Here is a 24,331-nt window from a genome sequence, read left to right as displayed (position 1 = left end):
CGGCCGCCGCGGGGAACACATCCCATGACCAGGATGCTGTTGCCCGTAGGAGGTACGACCCACGATGACGAACGACGTGAGCCCCGACCAGGGCGGTTTCCGCACCGAGCACGACTCCATGGGCGAGGTGCGGGTGCCGGCCGCGGCCAAATGGCGCGCCCAGACACAGCGGGCCGTGGAGAACTTCCCCATCTCGGGCCAGCACCTGGAACGCGCGCACATCGAGGCCCTGGCGCGGATCAAGGCGGCCGCCGCCAAGGTCAACGCCGACCTCGGGGTGATCGACAAGGACATCGCCGGGGCGATCCAGGAGGCGGCGGCCGAGGTCGCCGCGGGCCGCTGGGACGAGCACTTCCCGGTGGACGTCTTCCAGACCGGGTCGGGCACGTCGTCCAACATGAACACCAACGAGGTGCTGGCCACGCTCGCCACCGAGCGCCTCGGCAGGGACGTCCACCCCAACGACCACGTCAACGCGTCGCAGAGTTCCAACGACGTCTTCCCCTCCAGCATCCATATCGCGGCGACGGCGGCCGTCACCGGCGAACTGATGCCCGCGCTGGACCATCTGGCGCAGGCCCTGGAGCGTAAGGCGGACGAATTCGCCGAGGTCGTGAAGTCGGGCCGGACGCATCTGATGGACGCGACGCCCGTCACGCTCGGCCAGGAGTTCGGCGGCTACGCCGCGCAGATCCGGTACGCGGTGGAGCGGCTGACGGCCTCGCTGCCGCGCCTCGCCGAGCTGCCGCTGGGCGGTACGGCGGTGGGCACCGGCATCAACACGCCGGCCGGCTTCTCGGCCGCCGTGATCGAGGAGGTGGCCCGTACGACCGGGCTGCCGCTGACGGAGGCCCGTAACCACTTCGAGGCGCAGGGCGCGCGCGACGGGCTCGTGGAGACATCGGGCCAGCTCCGTACGCTCGGTGTCTCGCTGACGAAGATCGCGAACGATCTGCGCTGGATGGCGTCGGGCCCGCGCACCGGACTCGCCGAGATCGCGCTCCCCGACCTCCAGCCGGGCTCCTCGATCATGCCGGGCAAGGTCAACCCGGTGATCCCCGAGGCCGTGGTGATGGTGGCGGCGCAGGTCACGGGCAACGACGCGACGGTCGCAGCGGCGGGCGCCGCGGGGAACTTCGAGCTGAACGTGATGCTGCCGGTGATCGCCAAGAACCTGCTGGAGTCCGTGCGGCTGCTGGCCAATGTGAGCCGGCTGCTCGCTGACCGCACGGTCGACGGGATCACCGCCAACGTGGAGCGGGCGCGCGCGTACGCCGAGTCGTCCCCGTCCGTCGTGACACCCCTGAACAAGTACATCGGGTACGAGGAGGCGGCGAAGGTCGCCAAGAAGTCGCTCGCCGAGGAGAAGACCATCCGCGAGGTGGTGCTGGCCTCGGGTTACGTCGAGCGCGGCGATCTCACCCTGGCGCAGTTGGACGAGGCGCTGGACGTGCTGAGGATGACGCGGCCGTGAATGGGTGACGCGCACCGCAGCGCTGAGTGAGCCTCACCTCTAGGATCTGTGCATGACGGAGACGGAAGGGCGGAAATGGCCGCCCGGCACGCAGATCCTGTGGCGCTACCGCGAGAACGGTGGCGATCGCATACACATCTGCCGTCCCGTCACGGTCGTCCGGGACACGGACGACGTGCTCGCCGTGTGGCTGGCGCCCGGCACCGAGTGCGTGCGCCCCGCCCTCGCCGACGGCAGGCCCGTCCACCTCGAACCGCTCGCCACCCGCTACACGGCGCCGCGCACGGTGGTGCGCGACGAGTGGTACGGCATGGGTGTGCTGAAGCTGGCCCGCCCCGGCGACCCCTGGTCGGTGTGGGTGTGGTGGAGCACGGGCTGGCGCTTCCAGAGCTGGTACGTGAACCTCGAGAGCCCGCGCACCCGCTGGTCGGGCGGTATCGACTCGGAGGACCACTTCCTCGACATCGACGTCTACGCGGACCGTAGCTGGCGCTGGCGGGACGAGGACGAGTTCGCGCAGGCCCAGCAGGACGGGCTGATGGACCGGGCGCAGGCGCGCCGGGTCAGGGCGGCGGGCCGGGCGGCGATCGAGACGATCTCGGCCTGGTCGGCGCCGTTCGCGGACGGCTGGGAGCGGTGGCGGCCCGATCCGCGGTGGCCGGTGCCCGCCCTGCCGGACGACTGGGACCGGATGCCGGCCCGGTCCGAGGTGGCGGCCGGATGACCGGGCGTACGGATCGGTCCGCCCACCGGTCCCGCGCCCCGGTCCGCACACCGGTCAGCGCCCTGGTCCGCACCCCGGTCAGGGCATCGGCACGCGCGCCGGCCGCGAGCAGCGGACCGGCGGGGTCCGGGAGCCGTGGATCCGCCGGGTCAGGAACCGAGCCCGAATCCGGGTCCGAAACGGGCCCCGCGACCGTGCTCTGGATCACCGGGTCACAGCAACCGGCGCCGTGAGACCCTTGCTGTGCCCACCGGGTCCAACCGTAGGATCGTCCTCCGCAGGGCCTCACCTGGCCAACGGAGGAGCGCCGCGCACGACCTGACCTAAAGTCAACCGTAAGCAAGTCACCACGAGGGGGTAGGTGGAGCCGTGCGCGAAGGCCGCCACCCAGCCCCAGCCGACGCGACGATCGCAGCGCATCACCGGCCCGGACGGACGGAATCCCACGCGTGACGGAGCATCCCACCTCCCACGAAGGCCGGCAGCCCCTGGTTGCCAGGCCGCAGGAACGTACCCGGCCGCGCCAGGAGGCGCCGACGGGCACCGTCCCGGGTCCGGCAGGCCCTGTGGCCGCCGACCCCACGGTCACGGCGCGCCGCGAGGGTGACCGGCTGCGGTTCGTGGGCGCTGCGACCCGGCGTATCGCGCGCGGCATAGACCTGGACGAGATCGTCCTCGGGCTGTGCCGGGCGACGGTCCCGACGTTCTCGGACGCGATACTCGTCTATCTGCGCGACCCGCTGCCCGTCGGCGACGAGCGGCCCGTCGCGCCGTTCGTGCTGCGGCTGCGCCGCACGGACCGGCTGCGGCTGTCCGACGAGGACACGGAGGCGGCGATCGGTCTCGTACCGCAACTGCCGGACGGACCCGGGCAGATCCTCGACGCGCAGTCCGACGTGATGCCGGCGGCCGAGCTGTGCGAGGTGCTGAACGGCGGCGCGCTCAACGAGGTGCTGCGCGGGGTGCGCCCCGTCTTCGGCGACTCGGCCGCCGCCCGGGTGGCGCTGCCGGAACTGCTCGGGGCCGGCCGGATCGTACCGAGCGGGCACCGCGCGATCCTCGCCCCGCTGCGCGGCAGACGGCGGGTCATCGGCGCCGCCGTCTTCCTGCGCAGGAGCGACCGCGCGCCCTTCGAGCCGAACGATCTGCTGGTCGCGGCCCAACTGGCGACCCACACGGCGCTCGGCATCGACAAGGCGGTGCTGTACGGCCGCGAGGCGTACATCGCCGACGAGCTGCAGCGCACCATGCTGCCCGAGAACCTTCCCCAGCCGACCGGCGTACGGCTCGCCTCCCGCTATCTGCCGGCCGCCGAGACGGCCCGGGTCGGCGGCGACTGGTACGACGCGATCCCGCTGCCCGGCAGCCGGGTCGCGCTGGTCGTCGGCGATGTCATGGGCCACTCGATGACCTCGGCCGCGATCATGGGCCAGCTCCGCACGACGGCGCAGACCCTCGCGGGCCTGGACCTGCCGCCGCAGGAGGTGCTGCACCATCTGGACGAGCAGGCGCAGCGGCTCGGCACGGACCGCATGGCGACCTGCGTCTACGCGGTGTACGACCCGGTCGCGCACCGGATCACCATCGCCAACGCCGGTCATCCGCCGCCCATACTGCTCCATCTCGGCGGCCGGGCCGAAGTGCTCAAGGTGCCGCCTGGCGCGCCGATCGGCGTCGGCGGGGTGGATTTCGAGGCGGTCGAGCTGGACGCGCCCGCCGGGGCGACGCTGCTGCTCTACACGGACGGCCTCGTCGAGTCGCGGCTGCGGGACGTCTGGACCGGTATCGAACAGTTGCGCGAGCGACTGGCCGCGACGGCGCAGATCACCGGATCGGACCACGCGCCGCCGCTGGAAGCGCTCTGCGACGACGTACTGGACGTGCTCGGCCCGGGTGACAGGGACGACGACATCGCACTGCTCGCCGCCCGCTTCGACGGGATCGCGCCGAGCGATGTGGCCTTCTGGGACCTGGAGCCGGGGGACGAGGCGCCGCGCAAGGCCCGACGGCTGGCCAGGCAGGCCATCGCCGCCTGGGACCTGGAGGAGATCAGCGACTCCGTCGAGCTGCTGATCAGTGAGGTCGTGACCAACGCCGTACGGTACGCCGAGCGGCCCGTGACGCTGCGGCTGCTGCGTACCGATGTGGTGCGGTGCGAGGTCGGCGACGACTCTCCGCAGTTGCCGAGGCAGCGGCGCGCCCGGGACACGGACGAGGGCGGCCGGGGATTGTTCCTGGTCAACCGGTTGGCGCGGCGCTGGGGCGCCACCCGGCTCTCCACCGGCAAGGTGGTCTGGTTCGAGATCGCGACGCCTGCCTGATTTCTACCGGTCCCAGGGTTGGACCGAATCCAAGTGTTGCCGAAGGGGTGTCGTAGGGGTTCACTGGGGCAGGCGGGTTCCGTACCCGCCGCCATACCCGGGGCAGTCCCCGGACCCCCGGGCCTTCTTTCGACAGGAGGCCGCTTGTGACCGAGTCATCCCCCACAGTGCCGCCGTACACGACCAACAACGTCGGAATCCCGGTGGAGAGCGACGAGCATTCGCTCACCGTCAGCTCCGACGGGCCGATCCTGCTGCAGGACCACTACCTCATCGAGAAGATGGCCCAGTTCAACCGCGAACGGGTCCCCGAGCGAGTGGTCCATGCCAAGGGTGCCGGCGCGTACGGCGTGTTCGAAGTCACGAACGACGTCAGTCAGTTCACTAAGGCTGACCTCTTCCAGCCGGGCCGGCGCACCGAGATGCTGGCCCGCTTCTCGACGGTCGCAGGTGAGCAGGGTTCGCCCGACACCTGGCGCGACCCGCGTGGCTTCGCGCTGAAGTTCTACACGGAACACGGCAACTACGACATGGTCGGCAACAACACGCCGGTCTTCTTCGTACGCGACCCCATCAAGTTTCAGGACTTCATCTCGAGCCAGAAGCGCCACCCGGCCACCGGGCTGCGCAACAACGACATGCAGTGGGACTTCTGGACCCTGTCGCCCGAGTCGGCGCACCAGGTGACCTGGCTGATGGGCGACCGGGGCATCCCGAAGTCGTTCCGCCACATGAACGGCTACAGCTCGCACACCTACATGTGGGTGAACGCGGGCGGCGAGCGGTTCTGGGTCAAGTACCACTTCAAGACCGACCAGGGCATCGACTACCTGACGCAGGCGGACGCCGACGAGATGGCCGGCTCCGACGCCGACCACCACCGGCGCGACCTGTACGAGTCGATCGAGTCGGGCAACGCGCCGACCTGGAGCCTGAAGGTCCAGGTCATGCCGTTCGAGGACGCGCCGGACTACCGGTTCAACCCGTTCGACCTGACGAAGGTGTGGCCGCACGGCGACTACCCGCTGATCGACGTCGGCCGGATGACCCTGAACCAGAACCCGGACAACTTCTTCGTCCACATCGAGCAGTCCGCGTTCGAGCCGTCGAACATGGTGCCGGGCATCGGCCCTTCGCCGGACAAGATGCTGCTCGGCCGGCTCTTCTCGTACCCGGACACGCACCGGTACCGGATCGGGCCGAACTACACCCAGCTCCCGCCGAACCGGCCGCACTCCGGCGTGAACTCGTACTCCAAGGACGGCCCGATGCGGTACACCGCGTCGAACGCCGCCGTGCCGTACGCGCCGAACTCGTACGGCGGGCCCGCGGCCGACTTCCAGCGCTTCGGCGACCCGGCGGGCTGGGCCTCGGCGGGCGAGATGGTGCGCGAGGCGTACAAGCTGCGCCGCGAGGACGACGACTGGGGCCAGGCGGGCACCCAGGTGCGCAACGTGCTGGACGACGCCCAGCGCGACCGGCTCGTCTCCAACGTGTCGGGACACCTGCTCCAGGGCGTCTCCCGGCCGGTCCTGGACCGGGCGCTGCAGTACTGGCGCAACATCGACAAGGGCGTCGGTGACCGGATCGCCGCCAAGGTCAACGGCGGCTGACCCCAGCCGGCCGAGAGGGGCCCCGGCGATACGCCTCAGGCGTCCACCGGGGCCCCTCTCGCGTGCCGCGACGACGGCCGGCCGGTACCGCTACCGCTGCTGCTCGCTGCCGCCGCCCAGCAGGTTGGGCCGGACCGGCTGGCGGTCCCCTTCCTCCTCGTTGGAGGACGCGCCCTCACCGGGATCGCCGGGGTCGTCAGGATCGGCGGACTCCGTCTCGGACGGGTCCTCCTGCGGGTCCTCGGACGCCGACTCGCTCGGCGACTCGCTGGGCGGGGTGATGCTCGGCGCGGGCGGCTTCTCCGACGGCGTCTCGGACGGCTTCTCGCTCGGCGACTCCTCCGGTGCCGACGTCGAGGGGGACTCGGAGGGCTCCTCGCGTACGACCTTCTGGGCCTCCAGGTCGAAGTCCACGTCCGAGCCGCCGTTGAGGGCGGCCAGCGTGTAGTCGGCCCAGATCTTGGCGGGGAAGCCGCCGCCGTTGGCGCGGCCCGAGTTGGCCGTACCGGTCAGGGTGACCTGCCCGCCGCCGTCCTTGGGCGACTCGCCGAACAGTGCGACCGCCGTGGTGATCTGCGGTGTGTAGCCCACGAACCAGGCCGACTTGTTGTTCTCCGACGTACCGGTCTTGCCGGCCGCGTGGTAGGCGTCCGAGTTGACGACGGACCCGGAACCGTCCGTGACCACCCCTTGCAGGACCTTGGTCACGGTGTCGGCGGTCTCCCGGGTAAGTACCTGCTTGCCGATCGGGTCCGGCAGGTCGACCTGGGTGTCCTTGTGCTCGGCCGACTTCACGATGGACGGCGTGACCTTCTTGCCGTGGTTGTCGAGCGTCGCGTACACGCCCGCCATGTCCCAGGTGGACGCGTCCATCGTGCCGAGCGCTATCGCGGGCCGCTCGGGGAAACCGTCGCCGTCGGGCATGCCCAGGCTGAGCGCGGTCTTCTTGACGTCGGCGGGGCTCGCGTCCACGACCATCTGCGCGAAGACCGAGTTGATGGAGTCGTCCATCGCCTTCTGCACGTCGACCTTGCCGTAGCTCCGGTCGTCCTCGTTCTCCGGCGCGAAGGGGGTGTCGCTGCCCTTGACGGGCCGCTGGCTCGTGCCGTCGTAGATCGTGCCGATGCCGATCTTCTGGCCGTCCTGCGTCTGCGCGCCGTTCTGCAGGGCGGAGGCGAGCACGACCGCCTTGAAGGTCGAGGCCGGCTGGTAGTCCGCACGGGTCGCGTTGGAGATCCAGTGCTCGGTGGCGCCGACACCGCCGTACAGGGCGACCACCCGGCCGGTCTTGGTGTCCACGGAGGTGGCGCCGGCCTGGACCGTCGCGTCGACCTTGTTCTTCTTGCGGTCGAGATGGTCCTCAAGCTGTTTCTTCACCGAGGCGAGCAGGGCCTTCTGCTTCTTCTCGTCGATGTTGAGCGTGATCGTCCAGCCGCCGGCGTCGATCTTCTCCTGGCTGACGCCCTGGCGTACCAGCTCCTTGTTGGCCGCCTCGACCAGATAGCCGGTCTGGCCCTCCATGCCGGGGGCCGCCTTCGGCGCGTGCGGGGTGGGGAACTTCAGGCCCTGCCGCTCGGCCGGGTCGAGCCAGTGCTGGCCGACCATGTTGTCCAGGACGTAGTTCCAGCGCTCGGTGACCAGCCGCTTGCCGGTGGGCGTCGCCTGGCCCCAGTCGTACTGGTTCGGCGCCTGGAGCAGGGCGGCGAGATACGCGCCCTGCGAGACGTTCAGCTTGGCCGCGTCGATGCCGTAATAGGCCTGCGCGGCGGCCTGGATTCCGTAGGCGCCGCGCCCGTAATAGCTGGTGTTGATGTATCCGGCGAGGATCTCGTTCTTGTCCTTCTGCCGGTCCACCTTCAGGGAGATCACCAGCTCTTTGAGCTTGCGGGTGACCGTCTGGTCCTGGGTCAGGTAGTAGTTCTTCACGTACTGCTGGGTGATCGTCGAACCACCCTGTTTGCCCTTGCCCGAGAGGGTGTTGAGCAGGCCGCGCGCGGTGCCTTTGATGTCGACGCCGGAGTCCTGGTAGAAGCTCTTGTTCTCGGCGGCGACGAAGTCGCGCTGGACCGGCTTGGGGATCTGCTCAAGACCGACGATCTCGCGGTTGATCTTTCCTGTGCGCGTCAGCACCTTGCCGTCGCTGTACTTGTAGACGTTGCTCTGCATCTCGGCCTGGGCATTGGCGTCCGGTACCGGTACGAGCAGATACGCGACGAAGAAAGCGCCCATCGCGAGCAGGCAGAGTCCGAAGAAAGTGCCGAGGATCTTCTTCCAGGTGAAGAGCCGGCGTATACGGCCACCGGCCTCTTTCTTCGCCCGGCGCGATCCTTGCTGCCGGGCCCGTCGTTCATCAGCTCGGCCCATCGGTTTCTCGCTCCGCTCTCGGGGTCGCCTTGGTCGGAATCAGCTCAGAAAGCTAACACTGCTCCCTATGCGGACGGACCGCCGATAGCACGTTTGAAGCGTGACAATCAGCACCCATTCCAGTGGAACCGACTCACGAGAGCCCCGAAGGGTTGCCAATCGCGATAATTTGATAGCACAATGATAGTGATCCGCCGCGCGGTGGATCAGCAGCGAAACGGGGTACGAACATGGCTTCCACCAGCACCGCACCGAACGACGACCTGCCCGAGATGCCCGCACCACGCGTCCGGGAATTTCCCGCCCACAGCATCGGCGGCGGGCTCGCCCTGCTGCTCGGCCTTGTCGGGCTCGCAGGCGGTATCGCCCTGACCGTCACCGGCCCCTCGCTCGGTTCGGCCGGCGCCCAGGCGGCCCTGATCATCGTCGGGGTCGTCCTCATCGTCGTCTCGGTCTTCGCGATGATCGGGCTGAACATGGTCGCGCCGGGCGAGGCCCGCGTCGTACAGCTCTTCGGCCGCTACCGGGGCACGATCCGCACCGACGGGCTGCGCTGGGTCAACCCGCTCACCTCGCGCCGCAAGATCTCCACCCGGGTACGGAACCACGAGACGGCCGTCCTCAAGGTCAACGACGCCTACGGCAACCCGATCGAACTGGCGGCCGTGCTGGTCTGGAAGGTCGAGGACACGGCGATGGCGACGTTCGAGGTGGACGACTTCCTTGAGTTCGTCTCCACCCAGACCGAGGCCGCCGTACGGCACATCGCCATCGAGTACCCGTACGACGCCCACGACGAGGGCGGCCTGTCGCTGCGCGGCAGCTCCGAGGAGATCACCGAGAAGCTCACCCTCGAACTGCTCGCCCGGGTCGAGGCGGCCGGGGTGCACATCGTCGAGTCGCGCTTCACCCACCTCGCCTACGCGCCCGAGATCGCGTCGGCGATGCTCCAGCGCCAGCAGGCGGGCGCCATCGTGGCGGCGCGGCGGCAGATCGTGGACGGCGCCGTCGGCATGGTCGAGGCCGCGCTCACCCGGCTCACCGAGCGGGACATCGTGGAGCTGGACGCGGAGCGCAAGGCGGCGATGGTCTCCAACCTGCTGGTCGTGCTGTGCGGTGACCGGGCGGCGCAGCCGGTCGTGAACACGGGCACGCTCTACCAGTGACCGAACGCAAGCAGGTCCTTCTGCGGCTCGACCCGGCGGTGTACGAGGCGCTGGCGCGCTGGGCGGGCGACGAACTGCGCAGCGCCAACGCGCAGATCGAGTTCCTGCTCCGCAGGGCGCTCGCCGAGCACGGGCGGCTGCCGGGCGGCGCGGGGCCCATCCCGCGCCGGGGCAGACCGCCGAAGGCGGGACCGTCAGGGGCAGCCGCAGACGCAGACACGGACGCAGATACAGACGCAGATACGGGGGACCAACCGGGCTGAGCCGGCGCTCACGTGCGGAGCTTGGCCATCAAGTCCCTGACGTCGGCGACCAGCGCGGGCTCGACCACGTCCGGTTCGAGCGGTTCGTGCACGTACTGGTTGCCGGCGCCGGGACCCGTACCGAACTCGGTGAACGCCTGGACCTCGGCGGTGATCACCGCCTGGCCGTCGAGGACCCTGAGCTGCAGCGAGTTGCCCACGGCGTCCCGCAGCACGTAGGCCCGCTCGCCGAGGTCCGGGACGAGCTTCGCCGAGTACGGGGGTCCCGTGGCGGACGCGGGCCCGGTCGCCGTCGCGGCGAACTCGGGCCCCGGGTCGGTCTTCTTGTGCAGGACGTAACTGATGTTGACGGTGGCGTGCTCGGTGGTCGCGCTGATCGCCTGCCGGCCGCTCTTGCCCTCGGGCGTCAACTCGACCACGCAGAAGGACCGGTCGACGCTCTCCCGCTCGTCCACCACGGCCTTCGGCAGCCGTTCGGTGCCGAGCGCGGCCGACAGCGCGGGCAGTTCGGCGTCGAGGCAGAGATTGCGGCTGACCCGGTAGCCCCGCAGATCGGGTGCGGCGCCGTGGTCGTACTGGATCCAGGCCGCCCAGCCCGCCGACGCCAGGAGGGCCCCGCAGAGGCCCCACAGCCACGGTCCGCGCCGCGACGGCGGCCCGTCGGCCGCGATGGTCTCCGGTGGGGCCTCAGGGGCCTCAGAATCGTCAGGGGCGGCAGGGTCGGGTGCGCCGGCCCGCCATGCCCCCGGCGGGTCGTCGGCACGGCGCGGCGCCGGAACGGGCTGCCCGCCCACCAGTTCCGGCTCGGAGATCATTCCGGCCGGTCCCGCGGCTCGGTGCCGTCGTCGGCGGGCGGCTCGGCCGGCGGCTCGGCGGGCGGCGCCCCTGCGGGCACCGAGGCCCCGGGCGCCGGGGTGGGCGCGAGGCCGGCGGCCGTGGCGCCGTGCGGCGGTGGTTGCTTCCGCAGCGCCTGGTCGCTGCTGTAGGAGCGCAGATAGCCGACGACGGTGTTGGTGACGGCCACCAGCGGTACGGCGACGACAGCGCCGCCGATCCCGGCGACGAGGCTGCCCGCCGCCACGGACAGGACGACGGCGAGCGGATGGACCCGTACCGCGCGCCCCAGGATGAAGGGCTGCAGGATGTGCCCCTCGATCTGCTGGACGGCGAGCACGATGACCAGCACCATCAGCGCCGTGAACACGCCGTCGGTGACCAGCGCGACGACCACGGCCAGGGCTCCGGAGACCACGGCGCCGACCAGCGGCACGAAGGCGCCGAGGAAGATGAAGACGGCCAGGGGCACGGCGAGCGGCACGTCGAGGAAGTAGATGCCGACGCCGATGAATATCGCGTCGATCATCGCGACTATGACCGTGCCGCGCACGTAAGCGGTGAGGGTGCGCCAGGCACGCGGCCCGGCGCCCGCGACGCCCGGCCGGGCCTGCGCGGGGACGAGCTTGAGCGCCCACTGCCAGATCCGCTTGCCGTCGTACAGCAGGAACAGCGTCGAGAACATCGCGAGCAGCATCCCGGTCAGCAGCTCGACGATCACCGTCACGCCCTGGATGCCCGCGGAGGTGATCTCCTGGGTGTTCGTGCCGATCGCGTCGCTCAGGCTCTTCGCGACGTCGTTGATCTGGTCCTCGGTGACATGGAACGGGCTGTTGAGCAGCCAGCGTTTGAGTTCGTCGATGCCGTCGGTGACGCGGTTGGAGACGTCGTCGATGTTCTCCACGACCTGCCAGACCACGAACCAGCCGACCAGCCCCATCAGGATGAAGCCGAGAAGCGCGGTGAGCGCGGTGGCGAGACCGCGCGGCAGCCCGGCGCGCTTCAGCCGGGCGACGGTGGGCTGGAGCAGCGCCGTGATCAACAGCCCGGCGACAAAGGCGAGGACGACGATCTGGACGGCGCTGATGATCCGCATCAGCACCCATACGGTGCCGGCGAGGACGAGCAGCCGCCAGGCCGCCTCACCCGCGACCCGGATACCCCAGGGGATGGCGGCGACCGGCTCGGGCCTCGCCGCGACGGCGGGGGCGTACGTGGGCGGCGGCGGGACGCTCTCCGCCGGATGTTCCACCACGGGGACGTCGTGATGGTCGTCCTCTTCCGCGGCGGCCCTGCGCTGCTCCAAGCGCTCCCCCATCTGGGTCAGTTCCGCGCCTACCCGACCGAGCCACGCTGGCACTCTTGACATGATGTTCCCTCTTCCCCCCGGATCTCTCCCCACTCACTCCCCCCGAAGCCGTCCGGACCTGACCGTACACGTGCGAAGCCCCCCACCGTAGGGACGGTGGGGGGCTTCGTGAGGTTGAGCGGCCGGCGGGGCCCGGCGCTGCCTCTGATGTCTAGTACCAGCTATTGGCCTGCCAGAACGACCAGGCGCCGCAGGGGCTGCCGTAGCGGCCGTCCATGTAACCCAGGCCCCACTTTATCTGCGTGGCCGGATTGGTCCGCCAGTCGGCGCCCGCCGATGCCATCTTCGAACCGGGCAGCGCCTGGACGAGACCGTAGGCACCGGACGACGCGTTCTGCGCCGTGTAGTTCCAGCCGGACTCGTGGCTGACGATGTTGCTGAAGCACTGGAACTGGTCGGACGGCATCATCTGCCGTGCCATCGCCTGGACCTGGGAGGCCGAGTAGGAGCTCTGGACCGTGAAGCTGGAGGCGTCGGCGCGCGCCGAGTCCCGGCTCGCACGCTCCTTCGCGTCCTTGCGTTCCTGCTCTTCCTTCGCCTTCTTCGCCTCGGCGGCTTCCTTCTTCACCTTGGCGTCGTGGGCAGCCTGGATACGGGCCGCCTCCTCGGCGGACTTCTGCGCCGCGGCGTCGGCCGAAGCGGCCTGCGCGTCGGCCTGCTGGGTCAGCGACGCGGTCTGCACCTGCGCCTGCTGGCCTACGGGGATGTCTGCGAGGAGTGTCGTGTCAGCAGCGGTCGCCTCGAAATTGTCGCTGTTCGAGGTCTGGGGGTCGCCTGAGGCAACTCCCACGACAGCGCCGACGGTGGTGACCGCGGTGGCTGACGCCACGGCGAATCCCCGGACCGAAATCCGGCTCACACGGTGTCCTTCCAGCATCGCCCGCTTGGTGACCTCGCGGACGCGATCGTGCCCCTTGCGCTGGTCTCCGTACTAACCGGGTCACTGGAGACGCGGGCCCGGTGGGCAATCCCCTGCGGGGAGTGCCGCGTTGGTACGCGGGCGGCATACGGCGGCAGTTGTTGAGTTGTGTGGAGCCGCACCCCTGAAGGTGCGTGAGTGCCGTATGCGGGGGCCTGACGGAAGCAAGACTCTGCCGGACGGTGACGCCGCAAGGCAATTCTTCGTTGCGTGTGAAAGCTCACACCTCGTTTGCCTCAAGTCTTTCGCGGAAATGTCCGCGCAGCGCGGCGCCGCCCGGCTAAGCTCTCAGGCTTTGCCGGGCGGCGCCAACTGCTGCATTTGGGTCAGATCTGACCTTCCTCCAGCATTTCGGTCACGAGCGCGGCGATCGGCGAGCGCTCGGAGCGGTTGAGCGTGACATGCGCGAAGAGCGGATGGCCCTTCAGCTTCTCCACGACGGCCACGATCCCGTCGTACCGCCCGACCCTGAGGTTGTCGCGCTGCGCCACGTCGTGCGTCAGCACCACCCGGGAATTGGCCCCGATCCGGGAGAGGACCGTCAGCAGCACGTTCCGCTCCAACGACTGGGCCTCGTCCACGATGACGAACGCGTCATGCAGGGACCGGCCGCGGATGTGCGTGAGCGGCAGCACTTCGAGCATGCCGCGCCCCAGCACCTCCTCGATGATGTCGCGCCCGGCGACGGCGGAGAGCGTGTCGAAGACCGCCTGCGCCCAGGGGCTCATCTTCTCGGCCTCGGTGCCCGGCAGATAGCCCAGCTCCTGGCCGCCGACCGCGTAGAGGGGACGGAAGACCATCACCTTCTGGTGCTGTCTGCGCTCCAGGACCGCCTCCAGGCCGGCGCAGAGGGCCAGCGCCGACTTGCCGGTGCCCGCCCGGCCGCCCATCGAGACGATGCCGATGTCCGGGTCGAGCAGCAGATCGAGGGCGATGCGCTGCTCGGCGCTGCGGCCGTGGATCCCGAAGGCCTCCCGGTCGCCCCGTACGAGCCGTACATTCCCCTCGGCCGTCACCCGCCCGAGCGCCTTGCCCCGGTCCGACTGGAGGACCAGGCCGGTGTGCACGGGCAGCTCGCTCGCCTCGGGCACGAACAGCGTCTCCTCTGTATAGAGGAGATCGACCTGTTCGGCGGAGAGCGACAGCTCGCTCATTCCCGTCCAGCCCGAGTCGGTGATGGCCAGCTCGGCGCGGTACTCCTCGGCGAGGAGTCCGACCGATGACGCCTTGATGCGCAGCGGCAGGTCCTTGGAGACGACCGTGACGTCGTACCCCTCGGCCTGGAGGTTGCGCGCTACCGCGAGAATCCGTGAGTCGTTGTCCCCCAATCGGAAGCCGGCGGGCAGAACGCCGGGATCGGAGTGGTTGAGCTCGACACGGAGCGTGCCGCCGAGGTCGCCGAGCGGGAGCGGGGCGTCGAGGCGTCCGTACCGGATTCGGAAGTCGTCGAGCCGGCGCAGGGCCTGCCTGGCGAAGTAGCCGAGTTCGGGATGGGACCTCTTGGCCTCCAACTCCGTGATCACCACGATGGGGAGCACAACTTCGTGCTCCTCGAAGCGGGACATGGCGTTCGGATCGGCCAGCAGGACGCTGGTGTCGAGAACGTAGGTGCGCCTGTCAGGCATGCGGCGCTTTGTGCTGGTCACCACGGAAGGACGTACCCCCTCGGATGAGGTCGGGGTGCGACGGCGTCGCGGGCGGGTGGACCGGGCTGCGGCTCCCATGCGCGGGCCGAGCTCCGGCCCTCCACGTCGCCCGTACGTTTCACCGTACGGTCGTCCTGGTGCAAAGGGCCTCCCGGGTGGACGGCCCCATGCCGTCCACTGAGATGCGGCGCCCGCCTGGCATTGCTGACAGAACTTTTCGGACGCCGACCTGAAGGGGGTATTCCCTCGAACACGCGCCGCCATGCCATGGCATATGACGGACACCGGGTGAATCGTGGGTGAAGGGGACGCGGGCGGACCGCCCCCGCCGGGGCGAGATCCGCGGCGAAGGGCTCGGATGCCTTACGGCACAAGGCCCGATTCAGGCGCCGTAGCGGCGGTGGCGCGCCGCGTAGTCACGCAGGGCGCGCAGAAAATCGACTTTCCGGAAGGCCGGCCAGAAGACTTCACAGAAGTAGTACTCCGAATGGGCGCTCTGCCAGAGCATGAAGCCGGACAGCCGCTGCTCGCCGCTGGTGCGGATGACCAGATCGGGGTCGGGCTGGCCGCGCGTGTAGAGGTGCGAGGAGATCAGGTCGGTGTCGACGATCTCGGAGAGGTCCTCCAGGGAGGTGCCCTTGCTCGCGTGCTCCGCCAGCAGGGAGCGGACCGCGTCGGCGATCTCCTGCCGGCCGCCGTAGCCGACGGCGACATTGACGAGTATGCCCTGGTTACCGACGGTATCCTGCTCGGCTTCCTTGAGGACGTTCTGCGTGTGGGCGGGCAGCAGGTCGAGGGTGCCGACGTGGTGCACCTGCCAGCGGCCGTCGGCCGCGATGTCGTGCACGGCGTCCTCGATGATGCCGAGCAGCGGGATCAGCTCCTGCTCGGGGCGGTCGAAGTTGTCCGTGGACAGCATCCACAGGGTGACGACCTCGACGTTGGTCTCCGAGCACCAGCCGAGCAGCTCCAGGATCTTGCTGGCGCCGGCCTTGTGCCCCTGCTCGGCGGTGCCGCCGGACGCCTTGGCCCAGCGACGGTTGCCGTCGAGGATGACGCCGATGTGCTTGGGTCCCTGGGCGTGGTCGAGGCGGCCCTCCACCCGGCGCGCGTAGAGCCCGTACACCAGGTCGCGCAGATTCACGTGAGTCCACCTCTCGATTCTGTGCGGGGGGTTCCGTGGCGGGCCGGTCCTGGGGACACCTGAGGCCCGGGACCTGACCAGACCTGGTCGACCCGAAGCCGTCACACTACTGCTCGGTCCCTGCCGGAGCCCAACCCGGAGTGTCACAAGTCCGTGATAAGGAAGGAAGCGTGACTGATTCTCCCCATTACCTCGCAGCGGACGGCCGGTACGACTCGATGGAGTACCGCAGGAGCGGGCGCAGCGGTCTGAAGCTGCCCGCCGTCTCCCTCGGCCTCTGGCACAACTTCGGCGACGACCACGCCCTGGACACACAACGCGCCATTCTTCGCCGCGCCTTCGATCTGGGCGTCACGCACTTCGACCTGGCGAACAACTACGGCCCGCCGGCCGGCGCCGCCGAGCTGAACTTCGGCAAGATCTTCGCGCAGGACTTCGCCGCCTACCGGGACGAGTTGATCATCTCGTCCAAGGCGGGCTACCGGATGACGCCGGGACCGTACGGGGAATGGGGATCCCGCAAGTACCTGCTGGCGTCGCTCGACGCGTCCCTGAAGCGGACGGGCCTCGACTACGTCGACATCTTCTACTCGCACCGCCCGGACCCGGACACCCCGCTGGAGGAGACGATGGGGGCGCTGGCCTCCGCCGTACAGCAGGGCAAGGCGCTGTACGTGGGCATCTCCTCGTACCGGGCGGAGCAGAGCGCGGAGGCGGCCAGGATCCTGAAGGAGCTGGGGGTGCCCGCGCTGATCCACCAGCCGTCGTACTCGATGATCAACCGCTGGATCGAGGACGACCGGCTGCTGGACACGCTGGAGGCGGCCGGGATGGGCTGCATCTCCTTCGTACCGCTGGCCCAGGGGCTGCTGACGGACAAGTACCTCGACGGCATCCCGGAGGGCTCGCGGGCCACCCAGGGCAAGTCCCTTGATCCGGGGCTGCTTTCGGAGGAGGTCGTGCGCCGGCTGAACGGGCTGAACGACATCGCGCGGCGGCGCGGGCAGTCGCTGGCGCAGCTCGCGCTGAACTGGGTGCTGCGGGATCCGCGGATGACGTCGGCGCTGATCGGCGCGTCCAGTGTGGCGCAGCTCGACCAGAACGTGGCGGCGCTGGGCGCCGAGCCGCTGTCGGCGGACGAGCTGCGGGAGATCGACACCTTCGCGGTGGACACGGAGGGCACGAACATCTGGGCCGGGCGGAGCTGACGCGGTCGCAGCTTCGGGGCTGACGCGGTCGGCTTCCGTTCGGGCAAGAAAAAACGGGCCGGTCCGTGGGGGGGGTTACGGACCGGCCCGAGGGGGGGTTTCCACCATAACCCTTTGTAAGTGGTCCTGGGGGCCGTGGCGCGATGCCGTGACGCTCCGGAAGCGCTCGGATGCCGCCTGTGCCCCGGAATACCGGGCTCCGAAGGGATTCGGCGGTCCGATGTGGCGAGAACTCGCCAGTTATTTTGGTAACCCACAGGAGCGATGGGGCCTCGGGCGCGGCGTTGACGACGGGGCAGTCGGGTGAGTCGGGTCAGCCCTGGCGGGCAGCGCGGCGGGGTCAGCCGGGGCGCCGGGTCAGCCGGGGCGGCCGGGGCGGCCGGGTCAGCCGGGGCGGCCGGGCTTGACCGCTTCGACGAGGAAGCGGGTCGTCGTCGCGACGAAGGGGCCTTCGGCCTCGATTCGGTGGTGCAGCTCCAGCAGCCGGTCCCGGTACTGGCCGACGGTGAAGCCCGGCACCATCCAGATGACCTTGCGCAGGAAGTAGACGACGGCCCCGACGTCGAAGAACTCGGTCCGCAGCTCGGCCGTCCGCAGGTCGATCACGTCGAGGCCGGCCGCCTCCGCCGTCTTGCGGGCCCGCTCCGGGTCGCGACCGGACCGTACCTCCTGCGGCATCGGCCCCAGGAAGTACTCGACCAGCTCGAACACGCTGGCCGGGCCGACCTCCTGGGAGAAGTACGTGCCCCCGGGGGCCAGCACCCGCGCGATCTCGTCCCACCACGCCTTCACCGGATGCCGGCTCACGACCAGGTCGAAGGCGGCGTCGGCGAACGGCAGCGGCGGCTCGTCCGGGTCGGCGACGACCGCGACGCCCCGCGGGTGCAGCAGGGCGGTGGCGCGCGCGACGTTCGGCGGCCAGGACTCGGTGGCGACCGCCAGCGGCGGCAACTTCGGTACGGAGGCGAGCACTTCACCGCCGCCGGTCTGGATGTCCAGCGCGGCGCCGGCTCGGGACATCCGCTCGGCCATGGCACCGGCGTACCCCCACGGCGGGCGCTCCTCGGTGGCGCGGCCGTCGAGCCAGGAGAAGTCCCAGCCGTCCACGGAGACCGCTTGGGCCTCGGCGACGAGTTCTTCGAAGGTGCGGGTTCCGTGCATGGCGCGAGTCTCCCAGGGGTGGTTCGGGGACGGCGAACTCTTTTGCCGGAGGCCGCGGGCCGTGGGGATGAAGGCGCTATTGCAGAGCGCCGGCGAGCAGGCCGAGCAGGGCGCCGCCGATCATGAAAGGGCCGAACGGAATCGCGGACTTCCGCCCGGCCTTGCGCAGGAGAATCAACCCGGCCCCGTAGAGCGAGCCGAGCAGAAAGCCGGCGAAGGCACCGAAGAACAGCACCTGCCAGCCGTACCAGCCGAGGGCGACCCCGAGCGGGAGCGCGAGCTTGACGTCGCCGAAGCCCATGCCGCCGGGGTTGATCAGGAACAGCACGAGATAGCAGAAGCCGAGGACGAACCCGCCGAGCACCGCCGTCGACCAGGCCCCGTCGGCGCCGGGCCGCAAGTCGGCGAAGAGGAGCAGGACGGGGGCGGCGACGGCGAGCGGCAGGGTCAACTGGTCGGGCAGCCGGTGGACGTTGCTGTCGACGAGCGCCAGCAGTGCGGCGAAGGGCGCGAGCAGCAGCCATACGACCAGCTCGGGGCGCGGCCCGGTGGCGGCGGCCAGCGCGCCGCAGACGAGGGCGGTGACGACGGGGACGAGCACGGACGGCGCGTACGGGACCGGAACGGCGGGGACCTGCGGTCCGGCACCACGGTCGGCGCCGAAGGCCCCGGCGTCGGGAGCGCGTCCGCCGTCCGAGGCGGGACCGCCGTCGGGCGCGGGCGCACCGGTCGCGGGGGCGCCGTCCGGGGCGGGACCGCCGTCCGGCGCGGGACCGCCGTCCGGCGCGGGCGCACCGGTCGCGGGGATCCCGGCCGCCGCGCAGGTGGCGCACCCCGCCCGGCCCAGCCAGCCGCGCGCGACCCCGGTGATCGGATGCCCGGCGGGGCAGGTGTCCCGCCACGGGTCCTCGGGCTCGACCGAGAGCCGGTACGCGGCGCGCGGCAGCAGCAGCCCGGTGGCAGCGCCCCAGGCGGCGGCAAGGACGATCAGCGCGGCGTACACAAGGCCGACCCTAACGGCCGCGACCGCGCCCGGTCATGGGCCCTGGGGCCCACTTACCCGCGCCGGGAGCCCTGGGTCGTGTCTGCGGACACCGGGGGCGATACGGTCTACCGCCATGGGCAAAGTGGGCAAATGGCATGACGGCAAAGGGACGTTGACGGTCGCCGAAGGGGACACCGTGCCCCTGGAGATCGCCGCGTCGTACCGCGCGAGGCGGCGCGGACTGCTGGGACGTACCGGTGTCGAGGGCGCGATGCTGATCACCCCGTGCGGCAGCGTGCACACCTTCCGGATGGGGTTCCCGATCGATGTGGCCTACCTGGACAGACACCTGACGGTCCTCCACATCCACACCCTCAAACCGGGCCGCCTCCCACTCCCCCGCCTCCGCGCCCGCCACGTGCTGGAGGCACAGGCAGGCACGATGGCAACCTGGGGGCTGCGCCCCGGCGTACAGGTGACGGTGACCGCGGCTACCTGAGCCTGGCCCCCACCCCTGGCCCCCGGAAGGACCCATGAAGGAATCGACGGCAGAGCCAACGGCCTTTCCGCTGGAGCCGACCCCGATCCATGTCCCGGACGCTGTGCTGGACGACCTCAAGACCCGGCTACGGCTGACGAGATGGCCCGACGACGCGGGCAACGACGACGGGTACTACGGGATCAGCCGCCGCTACCTCCAGGAACTCGCCGAGTACTGGCTCGACGAGTACGACTGGCGTGCGGCGGAGGCGGCGATCAACGCGTACGAGCACTACCGGGTGCACGTGGACGGCGTACCGGTCCACTTCATGCGCAAGCCGGGCGTCGGGCCTGCCCCCACCCCGCTGATCCTCACGCACGGCTGGCCGTGGACGTTCTGGCACTGGTCCAGGGTCATCGACCCGCTCGCCGACCCGGCGGCCCACGGCGGCGACCCGGCGGACGCGTTCGACGTCATCGTCCCGTCCCTGCCGGGCTTCGGCTTCTCGACGCCGCTGCCGGACGACCCGGACATGAACTTCGTCAAGGTCGCCGACCTCTGGCACACCCTGATGACGGGCACGCTGGGGTACGAGAAGTACGCGGCGGGCGGCTGCGACGTGGGCGCCCTGGTCACGGGCCAGTTGGGCCACAAGTACGCCGGCGAACTCCACGGCATCCACATCGGATCGGGCCAGCGGCTCGACATGTTCACAGGCGAGCGCGCCTGGGACATCACCGGGGGCCACCCGGTCCCGGCGGGCCTGCCGGCCGCCGCGCACAGCCAACTACTGTCCCTGGAGCGCCGCTTCGCGGTCCACCTGTCCGCCCACCTCCTCGACCCGAGCACGCTCGCGTACGGCCTCTCCGACTCCCCCGTCGGCCTGCTGGCGTGGATCCTGAAGCGCTGGACCACCTGGAGCGACAGTCATGGCGACGTGGAGACCGTCTTCGCCAAGGACGACCTCCTCACCCACGCCATGATCTTCTGGGCGAACAACACCATCAGTACGTCGATCCGCTACTACGCCAACGCCAACCGCTACCCCTGGACGCCGTCCCACGACCGCCGGCCGGCCGTCGAGGCCCCGACGGGCATCACGTTCGTCGCCCACGAGAACCCGCCGGGCGTGACGACCCCCGCCGAACGCGTCGAGCACTGGCTGAGCAGCGACCGCGCGTCCTGGTACCACCACACGAACCTCACGGCCCACGCGGAGGGCGGCCACTTCATCCCGTGGGAGACCCCGGAGGCGTGGATCACGGACCTCCGCCGCACATTCCGCCCCCGCCCCTGACCGGGGCCCCACGTCCGCTTCACATCAGCTCTGCGTTCCGCCGCCCCCGCCTCGCGGGAAGGAGACCTCCACGCGGCGGTTCTTCTTGCGGCCCTCTTCGGTGCCGTTGTCGGCGATCGGATAGTCCTCGCTGTAGCCCCGGACCTCGTACGTGACGGTCGCGCCGTTCAACTGCTGGGCCAGCAGGCCCTGTACGGCGTCGGCACGCTGCTTGGAGAGCACCTTGCCGTGTTCGTACGTGCCGAGGTTGTCCGTGAAGCCGAAGACCCGGATGTTGCCGGCGTGCTGCTTCTCGATCTCGTTCGCGATGGCGGCGATACGGGCGTTGGCCTGGCCGGTGAGCTTCGCGCTGTCCTTGCCGAAGAGCACCTCGGCCTGCAACGCGAAGGTGATCTCGGCATTGCTGTCCTCCCGCCGCTCCTCCCCGCCCTGGTCCTCGACGACCTGGACGATGTCCAGCACCTTGGACGGCCCGAGCGTGCCGCCTTCCTGCAGCTTGAGGTCGGGGTCGGTGCCGTCGACCTCGACGGGCGGAGAGGCGGAAGCCTCGGTGCCGGGCGGGACGCTGGGGGTCTCGTCCGCGACGGCGGGAGCAGTGCCGAGGACACTCGTGGTCGCAAGGAACGCGGAGACCACCATCAGGTATCCGACGGAACGAACCTGTCTTGAGTGCGGGCGGACACGAGTGCACGTCATATTGACCATCACCCAGTGATCTTCAGCGTGGCGGCAGCGAATGACGGCAATGTGAGGTCAAGGTCGGTCGTCCCGTCCGGTGGCGACGGGAACTGCATAAAGATGGGAACCGAGGATCCCGCATCCAGGGGCACCATGCCCGTTGTGCAAAGGCATCGGTTGTCCGTGTCCCGTAGCACGTAGTACCGCTTCTTCCCCACCTTGTCCACCAGAGTTGCCCCCGCTACCGAGTTGGGGTTGTTCTGGACCATCAGACTTTCGGCGCCTTCCATTCCCGACATGTTACGAATCTTGTCCGATGTATTCTTGATCTCCGCGTTTACCGTGATGAACCCACCAGTATCGCGACTGATCTTGTGGACGGTCATCATCAACCCGTCGCGCCCGGCAACCTCGGCGAGTTTCACATGAGGATCCACCGTTTCCGGCGGACCGGTGTCCTCGGGCGAAGGCTCGCTGCTGGGCGATTGCGGCGAGGAGCTTGGCGCCTCGGGTGACTTCCCCTCATCTCCGCCGCCTCCACCACCACCGCAGCCAACGACAGCGAGGGCGAAGGCGGCGACCATCGACGCAGCAACCGCTGCCCTTCGGTTTCTCGTGGTACGCCGGATGTTCATGGATACCGCTTTCTCATGTCGTCAGTCGCTGTCAACCAGGTGAACGGAAAAGAGCTGCTTGCTCAATTCCCCCCAGGAGCCGGGGTGAGTTGGATCGATAGTGAGGACGCCGCTGTCGCACGTGAATTCCACCGGAGCAGGAGGGGCGTCAGCTTCTTCGTCTTGATCGCCCGAGTTGTCTTCGTCGGGCTTCCAACTGCAACGGGGCTCGACCGCAGCAGTCGCGGTTGCCGTCGCATGCCTTCCTTCGGTACCCGGAATGACCGAATCACCGACTGTGTAGAGGGTCTCGACGTTCACAGTGAATTCGTCCCTGAGGACTCCGGAATTCATCACACAGGCCGGCTCGACAAGCCTGGATCTGTTCTTCTCCGCGAACACCCCGGCCTCGAAGCACGGATGCGCCTGCATGACGCTACCGTCAAAGATGTCACCCAGTTGGTCAGGCACCAGCAGTGCGGCCAGGAAGTCGTCGCCCATGAGGTCTCTGGCATCCTGCGCCGCGGCAAGCGCGGCGGCGTCCGCCGCCCCCTGCGCGCCGTTGCGTGTCGCGGAGGCCTTTCCCACCGCGAAGAAGGCCAACGCAAGAAAGAGCAGGCCCGCCACCATCACGATGTAGATGGGGAAGGCCTGCCCACGGTCGCCGCGAAGGCGCCCGATCATTTTGCGGTGATGGAGTTCACGAGGCCCGTGATCCGGCCCGAGATCGCCCCGCCGATCCCAGTAGCCACAATGGCACCGATGATCGCCACAACGACCAGAATGATCCCCAGGTACTCGAACGCCGTCTGACCCCGGTCCTTGTCCGCGTAACGCTTCTGCATCCGCGAAACGGTCGTGTTCGCCCAGCCGTTCACCCGGACTTTGGTGTCGACGGCGGCCTTCATCATGGTGTTGTTCGGCATGGGGTTCCCCTCCAGGTTGGACCGACCGCCTGTCGGCCGCCGAGTAAGTCCCTTGGGCATCGCCGTCGTTGCCGGCCATCTGATGCCGGTCACCACCGGTGACGCGAGAAACGTACGCCGTAACACCATGCCCGGCAGAGGGCCCCTGGACCCATTTTCGGGCCCAAAATGAGCCACGGATCCGTGCGGACGTACCCCTCGCCTCAGCCATGACCGATCACCCCCCTGCCGGTACCACCGCTCGGCATCGTGCCGAGCCACTTCGCGATCGCCTCACTGCGGCTGCCGCTTGCCAACTTCGCGAAGATCCGATTGATGTGGTTCTTGACTGTCTTCTCACTGATGAAACAGGTCGCCGCGATCTGATGATTGCTCATGCCCGAGGCGATCAGGTCCATGATCTCGATCTCCCGCGCGCTCAGGCCGAGTTCCTGTCGATCTCGGAGACCCTGATCGGCCGAACGCCCACTCAAGAACTGTGGCACATTCGGTTGCAGTTGCGAAACCCCTCGCGCCGACAAATAGGGAGACTCAGTGATCGCAGAAGAGAAACGACTGGTCAGAGCGGAGTTGCTCGCTGAAGCCAGAAAGAGATCAATCTGTGCATTCGCATCGCCCGCGTCCATCGCGCCCAGTCCTTCCGGCAGCGGCCGCCCCGCCGCCGGTGCCGGCCCTCGGCGCATCTCGTCCAGGAGCGCGTTCGCCGCCGTCGGCGTGAAGTGCGCCCGGCCCTGCTCGATGTCCCTCACTGCGGCGACGAGTTGGTCGGCCGTGAACTCGCCGTGCACCAGGTAGCCGCCCGCGCCCAGCCGCAGTGCCTCGTGGACTATCTCGCTCTCCCGGCTGTACGTCAGCATCAGCACCGGGCAGATCCGCACGATGTGCGGCAGCGCCGAGATGCCGTCCACTCCCGGCATCCGTACGTCGAGCAGGACCACGTTCGGGCGGGACCTCTGGGCCGCCTCGTACGCCTCCCGGCCGTCGGCCGCCTCGGCCACCACCTTGATGTCGTCGCGGCCCGACAGCAGGACCGTCAGCCCCGCCCGTACCACCGGGTTGTCGTCGGCGACCACCACACGCAGCGGGGTACTCGCCGACACCGCAGGGACGGGAAAGGCGGGGAAAGAGTCGTCCGGCATCGTGC

At 69.5% G+C, this 24,331-nt stretch carries 22 protein-coding genes; 9 read left to right on the top strand and 13 right to left on the bottom strand.

Annotation, left to right across the window (positions count from 1 at the left end; all coding sequences use genetic code 11):
- Window positions 1-64: 64 nt before the first annotated feature.
- The 4 genes from ACZ63I_RS22550 (at window position 65) to ACZ63I_RS22535 (ending at window position 6,132) form a co-directional block, all read left to right on the top strand.
- Window positions 65-1,474: a class II fumarate hydratase gene (locus ACZ63I_RS22550; protein ID WP_469340770.1), complete on the top strand. Its 1,410-nt coding sequence runs from the start codon at window positions 65-67 to the stop codon at window positions 1,472-1,474.
- A gap of 52 nt (window positions 1,475-1,526) precedes the next feature.
- Window positions 1,527-2,198 carry a cytidylyl-2-hydroxypropylphosphonate hydrolase gene (gene fomD, locus ACZ63I_RS22545; protein WP_469340769.1) on the top strand — a complete coding sequence of 224 codons (672 nt, stop codon included), beginning with the start codon at window positions 1,527-1,529 and terminating at the stop codon, window positions 2,196-2,198.
- 449 nt (window positions 2,199-2,647) lie between these two features.
- Window positions 2,648-4,519 carry a SpoIIE family protein phosphatase gene (locus ACZ63I_RS22540; protein WP_469340768.1) on the top strand — a complete coding sequence of 624 codons (1,872 nt, stop codon included), beginning with the start codon at window positions 2,648-2,650 and terminating at the stop codon, window positions 4,517-4,519.
- 146 nt (window positions 4,520-4,665) lie between these two features.
- The gene (locus ACZ63I_RS22535) at window positions 4,666-6,132 is read left to right on the top strand and encodes a catalase (RefSeq protein ID WP_469340767.1); all 1,467 of its coding nucleotides are present in this window, start codon (window positions 4,666-4,668) and stop codon (window positions 6,130-6,132) included.
- Window positions 6,133-6,222: 90 nt separating this feature from the next.
- On the opposite strand, the gene ACZ63I_RS22530 is transcribed toward ACZ63I_RS22535, so the two are convergent.
- Window positions 6,223-8,496: a transglycosylase domain-containing protein gene (locus tag ACZ63I_RS22530; protein WP_469340766.1), complete on the bottom strand. Its 2,274-nt coding sequence runs from the start codon at window positions 8,494-8,496 to the stop codon at window positions 6,223-6,225.
- A gap of 230 nt (window positions 8,497-8,726) precedes the next feature.
- Between ACZ63I_RS22530 and ACZ63I_RS22525 the strand changes: the two genes are divergently transcribed.
- Together ACZ63I_RS22525 and ACZ63I_RS22520 are read left to right on the top strand one after the other, a co-directional pair.
- Window positions 8,727-9,662, top strand: coding sequence for an SPFH domain-containing protein (locus ACZ63I_RS22525; RefSeq protein WP_469340765.1), 936 nt, complete (start codon window positions 8,727-8,729; stop codon window positions 9,660-9,662).
- On the top strand, window positions 9,659-9,925 hold the full coding sequence (locus ACZ63I_RS22520) for a type II toxin-antitoxin system antitoxin (RefSeq protein ID WP_469340764.1): 267 nt from the start codon (window positions 9,659-9,661) through the stop codon (window positions 9,923-9,925). The genes ACZ63I_RS22525 and ACZ63I_RS22520 overlap by 4 nt, the downstream gene beginning before the upstream one ends.
- A gap of 8 nt (window positions 9,926-9,933) precedes the next feature.
- Here ACZ63I_RS22520 and ACZ63I_RS22515 read toward each other — a convergent pair whose 3' ends face one another.
- The 5 genes from ACZ63I_RS22515 to ACZ63I_RS22495 all read right to left on the bottom strand — a co-directional run bounded on the left by ACZ63I_RS22515 (window position 9,934) and on the right by ACZ63I_RS22495 (window position 15,837).
- Entirely contained in the window at window positions 9,934-10,740 is an 807-nt protein-coding gene (locus ACZ63I_RS22515; protein WP_469340763.1) for a hypothetical protein, read from the bottom strand.
- Window positions 10,737-12,128 (bottom strand): AI-2E family transporter, encoded by a 1,392-nt coding sequence (locus tag ACZ63I_RS22510; RefSeq protein ID WP_469340762.1) that lies wholly within the window; start codon window positions 12,126-12,128, stop codon window positions 10,737-10,739. Before ACZ63I_RS22510 ends, ACZ63I_RS22515 begins: the two co-directional genes overlap by 4 nt.
- 151 nt (window positions 12,129-12,279) lie before the next feature.
- The gene (locus tag ACZ63I_RS22505) at window positions 12,280-12,987 is read right to left on the bottom strand and encodes an aggregation-promoting factor C-terminal-like domain-containing protein (protein ID WP_469340761.1); all 708 of its coding nucleotides are present in this window, start codon (window positions 12,985-12,987) and stop codon (window positions 12,280-12,282) included.
- A 386-nt stretch (window positions 12,988-13,373) separates the two neighbouring features.
- Complete coding sequence (locus tag ACZ63I_RS22500) at window positions 13,374-14,696, bottom strand: PhoH family protein (RefSeq protein WP_469340760.1); 1,323 nt, start codon at window positions 14,694-14,696, stop codon at window positions 13,374-13,376.
- A gap of 379 nt (window positions 14,697-15,075) precedes the next feature.
- Window positions 15,076-15,837, bottom strand: coding sequence for an isoprenyl transferase (locus ACZ63I_RS22495; RefSeq protein WP_469340759.1), 762 nt, complete (start codon window positions 15,835-15,837; stop codon window positions 15,076-15,078).
- A gap of 170 nt (window positions 15,838-16,007) precedes the next feature.
- Between ACZ63I_RS22495 and mgrA the strand changes: the two genes are divergently transcribed.
- Window positions 16,008-17,045, top strand: a complete 1,038-nt coding sequence (gene mgrA / locus ACZ63I_RS22490; RefSeq protein ID WP_469340758.1) for an L-glyceraldehyde 3-phosphate reductase — start codon at window positions 16,008-16,010, stop codon at window positions 17,043-17,045.
- 384 nt (window positions 17,046-17,429) lie between these two features.
- Here the strand turns inward: mgrA and ACZ63I_RS22485 are convergent, their stop codons facing one another.
- Both ACZ63I_RS22485 and ACZ63I_RS22480 read right to left on the bottom strand, forming a co-directional pair.
- On the bottom strand, window positions 17,430-18,206 hold the full coding sequence (locus ACZ63I_RS22485) for a class I SAM-dependent methyltransferase (protein ID WP_469340757.1): 777 nt from the start codon (window positions 18,204-18,206) through the stop codon (window positions 17,430-17,432).
- A 76-nt stretch (window positions 18,207-18,282) separates the two neighbouring features.
- On the bottom strand, window positions 18,283-19,209 hold the full coding sequence (locus ACZ63I_RS22480) for a prepilin peptidase (RefSeq protein ID WP_469340756.1): 927 nt from the start codon (window positions 19,207-19,209) through the stop codon (window positions 18,283-18,285).
- A 115-nt stretch (window positions 19,210-19,324) separates the two neighbouring features.
- Here ACZ63I_RS22480 and ACZ63I_RS22475 point away from each other — a divergent pair, with 115 nt between their 5' ends.
- A complete protein-coding gene (locus ACZ63I_RS22475) occupies window positions 19,325-19,690 on the top strand; it encodes a DUF192 domain-containing protein (protein ID WP_469340755.1) in 366 nt (121 codons plus the stop codon).
- Between the two features lie 34 nt (window positions 19,691-19,724).
- Window positions 19,725-20,969, top strand: a complete 1,245-nt coding sequence (locus ACZ63I_RS22470) for an epoxide hydrolase family protein (RefSeq protein ID WP_469340754.1) — start codon at window positions 19,725-19,727, stop codon at window positions 20,967-20,969.
- Between the two features lie 24 nt (window positions 20,970-20,993).
- Here ACZ63I_RS22470 and ACZ63I_RS22465 read toward each other — a convergent pair whose 3' ends face one another.
- The 5 genes from ACZ63I_RS22465 to ACZ63I_RS22445 all read right to left on the bottom strand — a co-directional run bounded on the left by ACZ63I_RS22465 (window position 20,994) and on the right by ACZ63I_RS22445 (window position 24,326).
- Window positions 20,994-21,608 carry an OmpA family protein gene (locus ACZ63I_RS22465; protein WP_469340753.1) on the bottom strand — a complete coding sequence of 205 codons (615 nt, stop codon included), beginning with the start codon at window positions 21,606-21,608 and terminating at the stop codon, window positions 20,994-20,996.
- Window positions 21,609-21,673: 65 nt separating this feature from the next.
- Window positions 21,674-22,231 carry a hypothetical protein gene (locus tag ACZ63I_RS22460; protein WP_469340752.1) on the bottom strand — a complete coding sequence of 186 codons (558 nt, stop codon included), beginning with the start codon at window positions 22,229-22,231 and terminating at the stop codon, window positions 21,674-21,676.
- A gap of 72 nt (window positions 22,232-22,303) precedes the next feature.
- Complete coding sequence (locus ACZ63I_RS22455) at window positions 22,304-22,945, bottom strand: pilus assembly protein TadG-related protein (RefSeq protein ID WP_469340751.1); 642 nt, start codon at window positions 22,943-22,945, stop codon at window positions 22,304-22,306.
- The gene (locus ACZ63I_RS22450) at window positions 22,942-23,187 is read right to left on the bottom strand and encodes a Flp family type IVb pilin (RefSeq protein WP_469340750.1); all 246 of its coding nucleotides are present in this window, start codon (window positions 23,185-23,187) and stop codon (window positions 22,942-22,944) included. The genes ACZ63I_RS22455 and ACZ63I_RS22450 overlap by 4 nt, the downstream gene beginning before the upstream one ends.
- Before the next feature lie 203 nt (window positions 23,188-23,390).
- Window positions 23,391-24,326: a response regulator gene (locus ACZ63I_RS22445; RefSeq protein WP_469340749.1), complete on the bottom strand. Its 936-nt coding sequence runs from the start codon at window positions 24,324-24,326 to the stop codon at window positions 23,391-23,393.
- Window positions 24,327-24,331 lie beyond the last annotated feature (5 nt).

This window comes from Streptomyces sp. NPDC087906 (genome assembly GCF_055584925.1).
This window is presented reverse-complemented; position numbering and strand designations above follow the sequence as displayed.

Coding starts and splice junctions, on each gene's coding strand:
- ACZ63I_RS22550 (WP_469340770.1), top strand. CDS start 65: ATGACGAACGACGTGAGCCCCGACCAGGGCGGTTTCCGCACCGAGCAC.
- fomD (WP_469340769.1), top strand. CDS start 1,527: ATGACGGAGACGGAAGGGCGGAAATGGCCGCCCGGCACGCAGATCCTG.
- ACZ63I_RS22530 (WP_469340766.1), bottom strand. CDS start 8,496: ATGGGCCGAGCTGATGAACGACGGGCCCGGCAGCAAGGATCGCGCCGG.
- ACZ63I_RS22525 (WP_469340765.1), top strand. CDS start 8,727: ATGGCTTCCACCAGCACCGCACCGAACGACGACCTGCCCGAGATGCCC.
- ACZ63I_RS22515 (WP_469340763.1), bottom strand. CDS start 10,740: ATGATCTCCGAGCCGGAACTGGTGGGCGGGCAGCCCGTTCCGGCGCCG.
- ACZ63I_RS22510 (WP_469340762.1), bottom strand. CDS start 12,128: ATGTCAAGAGTGCCAGCGTGGCTCGGTCGGGTAGGCGCGGAACTGACC.
- ACZ63I_RS22485 (WP_469340757.1), bottom strand. CDS start 18,206: ATGCACGGAACCCGCACCTTCGAAGAACTCGTCGCCGAGGCCCAAGCG.
- ACZ63I_RS22475 (WP_469340755.1), top strand. CDS start 19,325: ATGGGCAAAGTGGGCAAATGGCATGACGGCAAAGGGACGTTGACGGTC.
- ACZ63I_RS22470 (WP_469340754.1), top strand. CDS start 19,725: ATGAAGGAATCGACGGCAGAGCCAACGGCCTTTCCGCTGGAGCCGACC.
- ACZ63I_RS22465 (WP_469340753.1), bottom strand. CDS start 21,608: ATGGTGGTCTCCGCGTTCCTTGCGACCACGAGTGTCCTCGGCACTGCT.
- ACZ63I_RS22460 (WP_469340752.1), bottom strand. CDS start 22,231: ATGGTCGCCGCCTTCGCCCTCGCTGTCGTTGGCTGCGGTGGTGGTGGA.
- ACZ63I_RS22455 (WP_469340751.1), bottom strand. CDS start 22,945: ATGATCGGGCGCCTTCGCGGCGACCGTGGGCAGGCCTTCCCCATCTAC.
- ACZ63I_RS22450 (WP_469340750.1), bottom strand. CDS start 23,187: ATGCCGAACAACACCATGATGAAGGCCGCCGTCGACACCAAAGTCCGG.
- ACZ63I_RS22445 (WP_469340749.1), bottom strand. CDS start 24,326: ATGCCGGACGACTCTTTCCCCGCCTTTCCCGTCCCTGCGGTGTCGGCG.